At 72.1% G+C, this 11,263-nt stretch carries 8 protein-coding genes; 1 reads left to right on the plus strand and 7 read right to left on the minus strand.

The annotated features are described in order from the left end of the window. Positions 1 to 87: 87 nt before the first annotated feature. Positions 88 to 783 (plus strand): YsnF/AvaK domain-containing protein, encoded by a 696-nt coding sequence (locus WMF24_RS17120; RefSeq protein WP_437737482.1) that lies wholly within the window; start codon positions 88 to 90, stop codon positions 781 to 783. Positions 784 to 995: 212 nt separating this feature from the next. Here the strand turns inward: WMF24_RS17120 and WMF24_RS17125 are convergent, their stop codons facing one another. From WMF24_RS17125 to WMF24_RS17155, 7 genes are all read right to left on the minus strand, one after another. Next, on the minus strand, positions 996 to 2,075 hold the full coding sequence (locus WMF24_RS17125) for an AI-2E family transporter (protein WP_437737483.1): 1,080 nt from the start codon (positions 2,073 to 2,075) through the stop codon (positions 996 to 998). A 64-nt stretch (positions 2,076 to 2,139) separates the two neighbouring features. Continuing rightward, positions 2,140 to 3,618, minus strand: a complete 1,479-nt coding sequence (locus tag WMF24_RS17130; protein WP_437737484.1) for a potassium/proton antiporter — start codon at positions 3,616 to 3,618, stop codon at positions 2,140 to 2,142. A gap of 91 nt (positions 3,619 to 3,709) precedes the next feature. Continuing rightward, positions 3,710 to 6,760 carry a UPF0182 family protein gene (locus tag WMF24_RS17135; RefSeq protein ID WP_437737485.1) on the minus strand — a complete coding sequence of 1,017 codons (3,051 nt, stop codon included), beginning with the start codon at positions 6,758 to 6,760 and terminating at the stop codon, positions 3,710 to 3,712. A gap of 168 nt (positions 6,761 to 6,928) precedes the next feature. Continuing rightward, positions 6,929 to 7,915, minus strand: a complete 987-nt coding sequence (locus WMF24_RS17140) for a type 1 glutamine amidotransferase domain-containing protein (protein ID WP_437737486.1) — start codon at positions 7,913 to 7,915, stop codon at positions 6,929 to 6,931. Positions 7,916 to 7,961: 46 nt separating this feature from the next. Beyond that, positions 7,962 to 8,573, minus strand: a complete 612-nt coding sequence (locus WMF24_RS17145; protein WP_437737487.1) for a Crp/Fnr family transcriptional regulator — start codon at positions 8,571 to 8,573, stop codon at positions 7,962 to 7,964. Positions 8,574 to 8,707: 134 nt separating this feature from the next. Next, positions 8,708 to 9,955 (minus strand): patatin-like phospholipase family protein, encoded by a 1,248-nt coding sequence (locus WMF24_RS17150; RefSeq protein ID WP_437737488.1) that lies wholly within the window; start codon positions 9,953 to 9,955, stop codon positions 8,708 to 8,710. Positions 9,956 to 9,981: 26 nt separating this feature from the next. Further along, the gene (locus WMF24_RS17155) at positions 9,982 to 11,244 is read right to left on the minus strand and encodes a patatin-like phospholipase family protein (protein ID WP_437737489.1); all 1,263 of its coding nucleotides are present in this window, start codon (positions 11,242 to 11,244) and stop codon (positions 9,982 to 9,984) included. Positions 11,245 to 11,263: the final 19 nt, after the last annotated feature.

Consider the following 11,263-nt stretch of genomic DNA (forward strand, 5'->3'; position numbering starts at 1 on the left):
GGCGAGTCCGGCAGAGGGGCCGGTCCGCCGGCGCTGAGCCGCCCCGATGCAGCGCCGGAGCCGGAACATACCTGATGGGGGTGCATCATGGTGACGCAGCAGGAGCTCAAGCGCGGGATGGTCGTCCGGAGCGCGGACGGCGAGAAGCTGGGCAAGGTGACCCGGATCGATCCGGCCTCGTTCGAGATCGAGAAGGGGCTCTTCTTCACGGAGGAATACCGGGTGCGCTACGACGAGGTGGCCGACGTCCGCGATGGGGAGATCATCCTCACGCAGGGTCGCGAGCACCTCGCCGCGGGCCGCGCCGGGGCGCGCGAGGCCGGCGCCCCGCTCGGGGAGGGGCAGGAGGTCCGCGTGCCGCTCGTGGAAGAGGAGGTCACGGTCGGAAAGTCGGTGCACGAGGTCGGCCGGGTGCAGGTCAAGAAGGAGGTCGTGACCGAGCAGCAGCAGATCTCCGTGCCCGTGGCGCGCGAGGTGGTGCACGTCGAGCGCGTCCCCGCGAGCGGGGAGCGGCCCGCCGCGTCCGACGCCCTGTTCGAGGAGGGGTCGATCAGCGTTCCCATCCGCGAGGAGCGCGCGGAGGTGTCGACGCGACCCGTGGTGAAGGAGGAGCTCCGCATCGGGAAGGACGTGGTCCAGGAGCGCGAGACGGCGCAGGCGACGGTGCGCCGCGAGAAGGCCGACGTCCGGACCGAGGGAGATGTGGCGCGCGAGCCGGACGCGATACCGCCCGAGGCGCCGCCGATCGAGCGCGCGACAGGGACGGGGGGCCGGAGGCGCTGAGCGGCGCTGGTGGGCGAGCCCGTGCGGTCGGTCCATGCGGTCGCGCGGCCGCATCCGCCGGAGCGCGGCGAGGGGGTCGTACACGTTGCCGAGGTAGGTCACCCCCATCACGCGCCGATAGTCCTCGGGCTTCATCTCGATCACGGGCGAGAAGACCGGGACCATCGCGTTGTTCACCCACACGTCGATGGGGGCGGAGGCGCGGGCGCGGATCACCCGGCCGGCTCGCGCCACGCCTCTCGGTAGAAGATGTCGAGCGCCGTCCTCGCGAGGCCCGCCGTGGGCGTCGCCAGGAGCATGCCGGGGATCCCCGCGACGGCGGCGCCCGCGGCGACGACGAGGACGATCGCGACCGGCGGGAGGCGCACGGAGCGCCCCTCGAGGAGCGGCCCGATCACGAGGCTCTCGACCTGCTGGGCCGCGAGCATCACCAGGGCGACCCCGAGGACGAGCTCGATCCCCTGGAACGCGGCGACGATGAGGGCGGGGATCGCCGCGAGCAGCGGCCCGACCACGGGGATGAAGTTGAGCAGGCCGCCGACGACCGCGAGCAGGAGCGCCTGGTGCAGGCCGAGCAGGGCGAAGGCGATCCAGTAGCTCACGCCGACGAAGAGCGACGCGATCACGCGGGCGCGCACGTAGGCGGCGAGGACGCGGCTCGACGCGCGGCCGAAGCGCACCCAGCGCTCGCGGTGGGCGGGCGGGATCCAGCGCGGGATGCCGCGGGCGACCTCGTGGCCGCTGAGCAGCAGGTAAAATCCCGTGATCAGGCCGAACAGGACCGACGACGCGGATCCGGAGGCGGCCATCGCGACGCCGAGCATCCGGTGGGCGAGATCCATCGCGACGCCGCCCGAGCGCTGGAGCATCTCGTCGATCGCGCCCTGGACGCGCTCGTCGGCGCCCTCGCCGAGCACGCCGCTCTCCTCCACGAGCCATTGCTCGAGTTGGGCCAGGTGGTGCGGCAGCTGGCTGACGAGCGACGAGAACTCGGAGTACACCCGCGGGCCGAGGTACCCCGCGGCCGCCGCCACCCCGGCTCCGAGCAGGCCGGCGAGCAGGAAGGTGCTCGCGATGCGCGGGACGCGCCAGCGCTGGAGGAGCGACACGAGCGGCGCGAGCAGGTAGTAGACGGCGCCGCCGATGAGCAACGACAGCACGGCGGACCAGAGATGGTGGACGGCCAGGCCCAGCGCGACCAGCCCGCCGGCGACCGCGAGCACGCTCGCGCGCACCGAAGGCGCGCCGCTGGCCGGGGGGCCTTGCACCTGCCGCTCTCCGCCGTGATCCATGGCCCACGGCCTTGCGAGCGGCGTTCCCGGAGCCGGTCGCCCTCGGCCGCCTCGCGGCGGCCGCTCAGGCGCTCGCGGCGTCCGGGAAGATCGCGTCCACGGCGGGCCGGTCCTCCGGCTGGCAGAAGACGTAGATGTAGTCGCCCTCCTGGAGCACGAGGTCGCCCCGCGGCGCGATCGCCTCCCGCCCGCGGATCACCAGCATGGCCACCGTCCCGCGCGGGAACCCGAGGGCGGCGATCGCGCGGTCGCGCGCCGGCGACCGCGGGCCGATGTGGAAGGCCGCCGGCTCGCCCGCGAGCGGCTCCGCCGAGGTGATGTCGATGCTCGCCGGCGGCGGCGGCGGCTCGTCCGTCTCGAGGCCCAGCCAGCGCGTCGCCGCGCGCGCGCTCGTCCCCTGCGCGATGCCGCTCACCACCACGACGAAGAAGACCACGTTGAAGATGCGGTGCGCGCCCGGCGCGTGCGCGAGGATGGGGAAGGTGGCGAGGATGATCGGCACCGCCCCGCGCAGCCCCATCCAGGCGACGTACGCGATCTCCCGCGCGCGGTAGCCGAACGGCACGAGGAAGGGGACGACGGCGAGCGGGCGCGCGACGAAGGCGAGCAGCAGCGCCACGCCGAGCCCCGGGACCGCGACAGCGGCGAGCTCGCGCGGGAAGACGAGGAGCCCGAGGAGCAGGAACATCCCCGTCTGGCTCAGCCAGGCGACGGCGTCGTGCACGCGCAGCAGCCCCGCGCGGTAAGGGAGCGGCCCGTTGCCGAGCACCACGCCGGCGATGTACACGGCGAGGAAGCCGCTGCCCGACAGCAGCGTGACCGCGGCGAAGACGACGAGCGCGAAGGCCATCGTGAACACCGCGTAGAGGCCCGCGGCCGGCAGCCGCGCCCGCGCGAGCAGCGCCCGGCCGGCGCGGGCGCCGCCGATCCCGAGCGCGGCGCCGACGACGAGCTGCACGACGACGTCGAGGAGCACGCGCGCGCCGAGCTCCTCGCCGCTGGCGAGGCTCCCGGTGATGGCCAGGGTGAGGATGACCGCCATCGGGTCGTTCGCGCCGCTCTCCACCTCGAGCGTCGCTGCCACCCGCCGCTCCAGGTGGATGCCGCTCGATCGCAGGACGGAGAAGACGGCGGCGGCGTCGGTCGACGAGACGACAGCGCCGAGCAGCATGGCCTCGATCCAGGGGAAATCGAACAGGTAGTGCGCGCCCGCGGCGACGAGCGCGGCGGTGGCGGCGACGCCGGCGGTCGCGAGGAGCCCCGCGGGGCCGAGCACCGACCGGATCGAGGACACGGACGTGTTGAGCCCGCCGTCGAAGAGGATGAAGACGAGCGCGATGGTGCCGACGCGGAAGGCGAGGGCGTGGTCCTCGAAGGGGATGCCGAGGCCCGCGTCCCCCGCGAGCATCCCGATGCCGAGGAAGAGCAGCATCACCGGGAAGCCGAACCGCCCCGAGACCGCGCTCAGGAGCACGCTGATCCCCGCGAGCACGCCGACGGCGAGGAGCAGCAGTGCGGTGGGCGTGGGCTCGACGATCGGCATCGGGATCTCCGTGCAGGGTCCCGGGGTGAGGGGCTCGGGGCCGGCCGCCGGGGAACATGCCCCAGGCGCGGCGAGATCGCTCGCTCGATCGTCACTCCGCCGGGACGCCGCGCCGCCGCGCCGCCGGCGAGCGCTCGTCGGGCGCGGCGGACGGGTCCTGGAGCTCCTCCAGCGTGCGGCTCAGCGTCTCGAGCTCTACCGCCGCCTCGTGGAAGCGACGCTCGCCGAGCAGGCGCAGGGTGTTCTCGAAGCTCTCGTTCGCCTGCTGCGCCAGCCCGACGGTGGTCCCGGGCACGCCGGGCGGGCCCGCCGCGGCCGGCGCCGGGGTCGGCCCGCCCTCGACGAGCCCGCGCAGCGCCGCGTCGAGCGAGCTCGCGTAGCTCATCCGGTCGCCGTGCATCACGACGACGACGCGGAGCTCCGGGTAGGCCGCCGTGTCCGCCTGGAGGAAGATGGGCTCGACGTAGAGGAGCGTGTCCGCCACGGGGATGACGAGCGCGTTGCCGCGGATCACCTTCTGGCCGCGCTGGCTCCAGAGCGAGAGCTGCGCGGACAGCACGGGGTTCTGATCGATCTTCGTGTCCATCTGCTGGGTGCCGAGCACGCGCGTCTCCTTGGGGAACTTGTACGCGAGCATGCGCCCGTAGTTGTCGCCGTCGGACATCCCGGCGATCCAGCCGATGAGCACCTGCCGGTTCTTCGGCGTGAACGGCAGGATCAGCGTGAACTCGGGCCGCCCCTCGCCCGGCGGCTTCCACATCACGTAATACGGCTCCACGGGCTGGACCTCGTCATGGTACTTCTCGGTCGCTCGCATCCAGAGGTCCTCCTGGTTGTAGAACACCTCGGGATCCCTCATGTGGTACTTCGCGTAGACGAGCCCCTGCGCGAGGAGGAAGTCCTCCGGATAGCGCACGTGCGCGCGGAGCTCCGCCGGCATCTCCTCGCTCGGCCGGAGCAGGCCCGGGAAGATGCGGGTGTAGACCTGCACGATCGGATCCTCCGGCTCGAAGACGTAGAGGCGCACGGAGCCGTCGAAGGCGTCGACCACCGCCTTGACCGAGTTGCGCACGTAGTTCGCGCGGCGGAGGTGGTGCGTGAACGCCGCCCGGCCGCCCGCGTCCCCCATCGCGTCCAGCCCGGTGCCCTCGGCGGAGAAGAAGCTCTCGCTGTAAGGGTAGTAGCTGGACGTCGTGTACGCGTCGACGATCCACTGGAGCCGGCCGCCGGCGACGACGATGTACGGATCGCGGTCGAGCGCCAGGAAGGGGGCGACGGCGGCCACGCGCTCGCGGATCTCGCGGCGGAACATCACCCGGCTCTCGTCCATGGGGATGCCGGAGACGAGGAACTCCGTGCCGCCGAGCTTCCAGCCGAAGAGGAGCTTGCGGAAGAAGCCCTTGAGCTCGATCCCGCCGGTGCCCTCGTAACGCGTATAGACGTTCTCCGAGCCGCTCGGATAGTCGAACTCCGGCTCCCTGGAGTTGGCCACCACGTAGCCGCGGGTGGCCTCTCCATAATAGATCTCGGGCCGCTCGATGGCGAGCTCGGGGGAGGCGGAGACGGGCGGGATGTCCTTCACGAGCAGGTTCGGCTGCCCGTCGTGCGTGAAGTCGTGCGCCGACGCCATGGCGACGCCGTGGCCGTGCGTGTACTTGAAGCGCCGGTTGACGAACGTCTGGTGCTCGCGCGGCAGGTTCTCCGGGTCGAGCTCGCGCGGGGCGAGCATGACCTGCCGGTAGCGGCCGTCGATGTCGTAGCGATCGATGTCGACGCCGGACATCTCGTAATAGAGGCGGATCGCCTGGAACTGATGGAGCACGGCGTCGAGCGCGCGCGGGTCCCAGAGGCGCACCTCGGAGAGGAGATCCTCGTTGTCCTTGAGGGTCTCGCGCGTGAGCCGGTCGGAGACGGGGAACTCGGTGACCTCGACCTCGTGGAGGCGGAACCCCGCGCGGGTGAACGCGATGTTGTGGGCGAGGTAGGGCCGCTCGACGGCGAGCTCGTTGGGCACCACCTTGAGCCACTGGAAGAGCGCCGGGAGCACGACGAGGCCGAGGAGCCAGGGGACCCCGATGAGGAGCGCCGGCAGCGCGGCGAGCCCCGCGAGGGCGCGCCGTCCCGTCCTGCGCTCACCGGAGGCCGCACGGGAGAGGGCGCGCTGCACCGGCGGCAGGAAGAGCGCGATGCCCACGAGCGCCGCGATGACGGCGACGATCCGGTTCGCTGGCAGGCGCACGTGGACGTCGGTCCAGCCCGGGCCCACGACGACGCCCCATGACGAGTACATGAGGTGATACGAGGCGAGCCAGCGCCCCAGGCCGAGCACGAGCGCGATCGCGCCGAGGCAATGGAAGATCGCGCGGTGCCGCGCGGCGCCGGCCGGCGCGGGCGCCGCGGCGTGCCCCGCGGCGGCCGGCGCCGCGGCGTGCCTGGCCGCAGGACCGGCGACGTTGGCCGCCGTGACGTGCTCGTCGCCGGGCCCCGCGACGGGCTCGGCGGGAGGACCGGCGACGTTGGCCGCCGTGACGTGCTCGTCGCCGGGCCCCGCGACGGGCTCGGCGGGAGGACCGACGACGCGCTCGGCCGGATAGCGGATTTTCGGCGCCCCCGACGCGAGGCCCGCGTCGACCGCCGCCCCGGCCAGCGCGACGAGGGCGAGCGCCCAAAGCAGGAAGTGGAGCGCGTCGTAGAACGGCAGTGAGAACAGGTAGAACGACGTGCTGTGGCCGAGGATGGGGTCGCGCTGCTCGGTGGGCACGCGCTCGATGAAGCGCAGGATCACCTGCCAGCCGAAGAAGCCCCACACGGCGCCGAGCGCCGCCCCGAGGATCGTCGGGACGCGGCGCGCCCCGCGCGAACGCGCGGGGAGGGTCAGCAGGAAGACGAGGAGCCCGCCGAGCGCCGCGGCCGCGGCCGCCGAGATCAGCCGGGCCAGGACCTCCTTCCAGAAGCGCGCGGCGTAGCCGAGCTCGGCGAACCAGAGGTACTCGCCCCAGAAGCTCAGGAACACGAAGAACCCGAGCGTGGCGGCGAAGAGCAGCGCTCCCGCCGCGACGAGCGAGCGCCGGTGCGCGAGCGCCCCGCGCAGGGCCAGGGCCGCGCTGGCGCCGAGCAGCACGATGATCACGAGAACATACATTCCATGTCTCCCCGGACAGGGCCCCTCGGGGCTCAGTGGTGCCTGCCCGGGGCGCAAGGACCGCGCCCGATCCAGAGCTGCAGATGCGTGTTAGCGGCGTACGGGCGGTCGCGCCGCGAGCGCGCCCCCGTCCGTCGCGCCTCGCCCGCCGTCGAGCGCGAGCGCCCGTCACGGCCGCCCGCCGATCGCGCAACGAGCGCCGCGCCGGTAGTCGGCGAGCGCCTCGAGGTACAGCGCGCTGAACCGGCCCGTGGAGAAGGGGTTCTGGCTCGTCACGAGGTTGCAATCGCGCAGCGCGTGGGCGCTCCCGGGGAAGGCGGCCTCGTGCTCGTAGCCGTGGTCCTCGAGCTGCTCGCCGATGTCCCGGACCTGGGCCTCGGCCCCCATCACGAAGGTCTCGATGTAGAGCTCCTCGAACGACGAGACCGACGTCACCGTCCGGCGGCTGAGCGGGTTCGGCTGCCGCATGCGGGTCAACACCGCCGGCGCGTGACAGATCAGCCCCACGGGCTGGTCCCTGGCGGCGAAGTGGGCGAGCAGCGCGTGCAGGTCCGCGTTGTCCAGCAGGTCGACCATCACGCCCTGTCCGCCCGGAACGACGATGCCGTCGAACGCGTCGGCCGCGGCGCGCGCCTGCTTCAGGCTGAGCGGGGCGCGGACCTGCGGGGCGCGCTCCACGAACCGCCGCGCCTCCGCGCGCTGCGCCTCGTCTTCCCAGTACCGCTCGTCGAGGCTCTCCGGGTCGATCGCCGGAGCGGCCCCTCCTTCTGTCGCGAAGACGACCTCGTGCCCCGCGCCGGTGAGGGCCAGGTACGGCTCGTAGAACTCGCCGAGGAAGGTGCCGGTCGCGCGCTTCGAGCGGTCGCCGAGCGTCTGCTCTCGCGCCGCGCTGAGCACGAACAGGATCTTCCCTCTCGGCTTCTCCGCCGCCGGGCCCTCGGGGAACACGGGGTGGAGCCTCGGCGGCGCCACGGCGCAGGCGGCCAGCGCCGCGCCGGTGAGCACGGCCGCGAGCCCCGCCAGCAGCGCCGCCTTCCGGGGCACGCCGCGCGGCCGATCGCGGCGCGCGCCCCGCGCCCGATCGGGCCGCTCCAGGCTGCGCGTGGGTTCCGTTGCTCGCTGCTCGCCGCCTCGCGTCGTTCGTTCCGTCGTCATGCCGGACAACATGACCAGGGAGGTCGCGGTCGCGCCTTGATCCAGGTCAAGAAGCGGCGGGCCTCGTCGCGGCGCGCTTCAGGCGGCTCAGGGCCTCGGGCGTGATGCCGAGATACGCGGCGATGTGGTAGTCGGGCACGCGGCTCGCCACGGCGCCGTGCTCCGCGATGAAGGCGCGGTAGCGATCCGCGGCCGTATCCATCAGCAGCGAGGCCTCGCGGCGCACCTTCTTCAGGTACACCCGCTCGACGATCCGCCGGCACACCCGCTCCCAGTAGGCGTCGCGCTCGCAGAACGCGCCGAGCCGCGCGTACGGCGCGACGAAGAGCTGCATCGGGGTCAGCGCCTGGATCGTCAGCCGGGCGGGCTCGCCGGTGATCAGCGCCTCCAGCACCGACATGAAGTCGGGCGCGGAGACGAACGCCTTGTTGAACTCCTTGCCGTCCCTGCGCGTGTAAAACATCCGGGCGATGCCGGAGTTGACGAGCGCCACCGAGTCGCTCGTCTCGCCGGCCCGCACGAACACCTCGCCCTTCCGCAGGCTCTTCCCGTGAAACAGGGCCGCGAAGGCGTCGAAGTGCGGCGCCGGCCGAGGATCGAGCGCCGCGATCATGCGCCCGAGCGCCGCCACCTGGTCCGCGCGCGAGAGCTGCGCCATGAGCGGCGAGCCTAGCACGGCGCTCCCGCGGCTCGTCGCTCGGCGCCGCGGAGGAGCGCCCCGGCGACGATCCGGGCCAGTCGGGCTCACATAGCGCGCGGAGGAAGCCGCACGGCCCTTGTCGCCGCGAAAGGTTACCGGCCGCCTGGCTCCCCGGTCCGCCTCGCCGCGGGCCGTGGGCGGACCACCGCCGCCCCCGGCGTGCCGCGCGCCCCGCGTTCAGCCCTGGCCGCTGCGGCGTGGACCGCCCGCCCCCGCTCCAGAAATTCGGTGTCGAGGGCTCGCTTCGTGACGGTATAACCCCCGTTGAAGAGGAGCTCCCTCTCGACCGGCGACAGCGCGAGCGGATTCAGGCTGAGCTTGAAGATCGGCACCGCTTCCGCGTTGACCTCGATCACCCGCGCCCACTTCAGCCGGTCCACCAGCTTGGAGGTATCGCCGACGTCGCGCGCCTCTTGCACCGTGGATCCCAGGGCCCAGAGCGCACGGGCCGCGATGAACGGGCGGCCGATCGAGTGGTACCGCGCGCGGAGGACGCGAATGCCGAGCGTCAGCGTCTCCTCCGGCGCCGGAGCGCCGGTGTCGAACAGGTGCACCGGGAAGTTGCTCAGCAGCCCGCCGTCGACGATGTAGCTCGTCACGCCGTTCGTTCCTGTGCGCTTCACCGGCCTGAACACGAAGGGGAAGCTCATGCTCATCCGCATGGCGAGAGCCACCTCCAGCTCGTCCGGCTCGACCCCGTAGAGGGCGGCGTTGATGTCGTCCGGGAGGACGATCATGCGGCCTCTCGTGATGTCGGAGGCGACGAGGTGCACCCGGTATCGGCGCGCCGGGTTTCGCTCGTTCTCGCAACCGGGCATGACGAGGTCGCCGAAGGTCCTGATGCCCTTGTCGGCGAGCTTCTCCCGGAACAAGGAGAGCAGGGCATCGCCCTTGAGCATCCCGAGCTCGCTGAGCGCCCCCCACGCCATCGAGAGGGGTTTGCCCACGAGCGGGATGAAGGCGAGCCCGGCGGGATCGGCGAGCCTGGCGAACTCGGGGCCACCGACGATGTCGGCGATCTCCGAGGGGGTGTAACGCGCTGCGAGGAGGGTCGCCACGAGGGCGCCCGCCGAGGTCCCCGCCAGGTACGAGATGTGCGTGTCCTTGTACTTGTCTTTGTGGGTGAGCGCCTCGGCGAGCGCGGCGACCGCCCCGACCAGCGCGACCCCTCGGAGGCCGCCGCCCTCGAGGACCAGGTTCAGCTTCCTGGGGGGATACCGCTCCTGGGACGTGTCGGACGGATCGTCGGGCGCGCACGGCTCATCACTGGACAGGAGATCGCGCTCGCTCCGCGAGGGCTCCGGCGCGCACGCGTTCGCGGTCGGCGCTTGCTGGTCCATGGGTCTCTCTCCGGGCGGCGTCGTGATCATGGCTGCCTCAACCCCGATACGCTCCGCCGCGCTGCTTCCGCGGCGGTCTGGATTGGAGCTGCCCGCTCCAGGATGTTTCCATCGATGGCGCGCTTCATGGTGAGGTAGCCTGCGTTGTACAGCATCTCCCTGTCCAGCGGCGACAGGCGCTCGCTGATGGATGCGGTGCCCGTGTTGATCTGGATCGCCCTCGCCCACTTCAGCTTGTCCACGCGCTTCTCGGTCTCGCTCACGTCGCGCGCAGTGAACGCGGTGAGGAACATGGCTTTCAAGAGGTGGTAGGTCGAGGGGAACTTCACCTCGTTGTATCTCTCGGATTTCACCCGTATTCCGAGCGTCAGCGTGTCCTCCGCCTCCGGCGCGCCGACATCGAACAGGTGGATCGGAAAGCCGCTCGTCAGCGCGCCGTCCACGATATAGCTCTCGACCCCGTTCGCGCCCGTTCGCCGGATCGGGGGAGACCAGAACGGCATGCTCGAGCTCATCAGCACAGCCTCCGCCACGTCGAGGTCGTCCGGCTCCACGCCGTACACCTCGGTGTTCACGTCGTCGGGCAGGACGAGCATGCGCCCGCGCGTGATGTCGGAGGCGATGACATGCACCCTGTACCTGCGCGCCGGATCTTTCTCCATCTCGCATCCGGGCATGACCAGATCACCGAAGGTCCTGATCCCTCTGGCACGCAGCGCGTCCCGAAGGAGATGCAGGAAATAATCGCTCCGGAACCATCCGCGCCCGGTGAGGAGCCCCCAGGCCATGAGGGCATGCGTGCCCGCGACCGGGATGCGGCCGAGCCAGGAGGCCCTGGTGAACTTCGTGATGTCGACGTTGAGCAGGCCGGCGATCTCGGTATACGTATAACGGGCGCCCATGAGCGCGACGATGACCGCCCCGGCGGACGTCCCTGCAAGATAGGAGATGTGCGTGTCCTTGTACTTCTCCTCCCCGACGAGCGCCTCCGACAGCGCGGCGAGCGCCCCCACCTCGGCGATACCCAGGGCGCCCGCCGCCTCGAAGACGAGGTTCAGCTTCTTCGGGATCCGCATCTCCTCGCGGACCGGGCACGGCGGCGGCGCGCACTGCTCGGACGTTGACAGGAGCGCCCGTTCGCTTCTGCGCTCCGCCGGTGCGCTCCGGCTCGCCTGGGCCTCCGGGACAGGCCTCTCGGCGCCGGGCTCCTGCGCCGGATCGACCCCTTGCCCGACAGGCGGGTCCTCGGCGCCGCTGCGTCCGGCGTGTTGTCTCCGACGCTCGTCCATCACGATGCCTCCGTGGTTC

Origin of the sequence: Sorangium sp. So ce1335 (assembly GCF_051521615.1) — a bacterium.
Classification (GTDB): domain Bacteria; phylum Myxococcota_A; class Polyangia; order Polyangiales; family Polyangiaceae; genus Sorangium.